Consider the following 1,469-nt stretch of genomic DNA (forward strand, 5'->3'; position numbering starts at 1 on the left):
GATCAGCCTTTCACGGTTGCAGGGATCTATGATGATGCGGTGATTGATGGCAATAAGGTACGTTCCTTTTCAATGTTGACCATCAATTCGGATCATCACCCCTTCATGAAGCAATTCCATGCACCGAAGGATGAAAAACGCTCCATCATCGTTATTCCAGAGCAGTACAGAAAAGACTGGCTGACTGCAGATCATGAACACGCGCATGAATATTTCTTTCACATGCCTGATGAATTCGTCACTTTTCCACGCGATGAGCAGAAACAAAACGACTTATTCTGACTTCTCCTTGTTTATCCACAACTTTTTAAATTTGAATTTTAATCTCTGTTAGTAATATCATATTTAGACAAATTCTACTTCCAAACACGCCACTGTAGCGTAGGAGTATCACATGTCTAAGAAGTTACCTATCTACTTCTCTGATGACGCATGGTCATCTTTGCAAGAGCTCATGGGCCCAGAGGGTAAGCCAAGCCCTACCATCAATACAGTTCTAGAACAAATCGCTGTTCAAAATGAACTTGTTGAGAAATTAGGGTTAACCGCAGTACTACCCAAATCCAAAGTCTCAATTCCAGTCTCTTTAGAGCGCATTCCTGCTGGCCCTGCATTTAGTACCAAGGATGAACAAGATAAAGCACTTGATCTGAATGAATTCCTTATTCATAACCCTATTTCTATATTTATCGCTTACGTAGACAGTGAATCGATGCTTGATGCAGGTTTTGAGATTAATGATCCGATCATTGTTGATCGCAGTATAGAAGCAAAGCACTACGATATCGTAATTGCATTAATTGATAATAGTGCTTCGACGATTAAGCGGTTAATGATAACAAGCAAGATGTCTAAGTCTGAAATCAAAGAGATTTTCGGAGATGAAGACTACCGTCTTCCAGACCTTTGGTTAAAAGCTGAGAATCCTAGATACAATCACATCATTCCCAACGACAGTCAGACCATCTCAATCTGGGGTGTGGTGACTTTTAATTTAAAACGTATTTATCACCGCTAATAAAAAGAAGAATAAAAATGAAAAGTGAAAATGAAATATTCGCGTTAGTCGACGTGAATAATTGCTACGTCTCGTGTGAACGTGTGTTTAATCCTGCCTTGAATGATCGCCCTACTATTGTGCTCAGTAACAATGACGGCTGTGCCGTGGCCAGAAGTCAGGAAGTGAAAGATCTCGGCATCAAGATGGGTGTTCCTGTATTCCAAATTCAGGACCTGATCAAGCAACATGACATTCAGGTGCTATCAAGTAATTTCTCCTTATATGGCGAAATGTCCAAGCGCTTTATGGAGCTGCTTGGGGACTATGTTGCATCAGGAGACCAAGAGATACCGTCTGAAACGTCAAGCAAATTATCGAAAATTCATGCTCAATAATCTGCTTGATAAGGCTGTTGGTGTTTGAGTACACCATAACAAAGATGAACCAACTTTCTCATTGCAGCTCCAAT

General features: G+C 40.4%; 1 protein-coding gene and 2 pseudogenes. All 3 read left to right on the forward strand.

Annotated features, from left to right (window positions below; translation table 11 throughout):
* Nucleotides 1-282 (forward strand): annotated as a pseudogene (locus MF4640_RS18680) (DUF159 family protein); the annotation flags it as partial.
* Between the two features lie 112 nt (nt 283-394).
* On the forward strand, nt 395-1,018 hold the full coding sequence (locus tag MF4640_RS18685) for a LexA family protein (RefSeq protein WP_078390494.1): 624 nt from the start codon (nt 395-397) through the stop codon (nt 1,016-1,018).
* Nucleotides 1,019-1,035: 17 nt separating this feature from the next.
* Nucleotides 1,036-1,356: pseudogene (locus tag MF4640_RS18690) on the forward strand (Y-family DNA polymerase); the annotation flags it as partial.
* Between the last annotated feature and the right edge of the window lie 113 nt (nt 1,357-1,469).

It is taken from the genome of Acinetobacter sp. MF4640, from assembly GCF_002018895.1.
GTDB classification, from domain to species: Bacteria; Pseudomonadota; Gammaproteobacteria; order Pseudomonadales; family Moraxellaceae; genus Acinetobacter; species Acinetobacter johnsonii.

Coding starts and splice junctions, on each gene's coding strand:
- MF4640_RS18685 (WP_078390494.1), top strand. CDS start 395: ATGTCTAAGAAGTTACCTATCTACTTCTCTGATGACGCATGGTCATCT.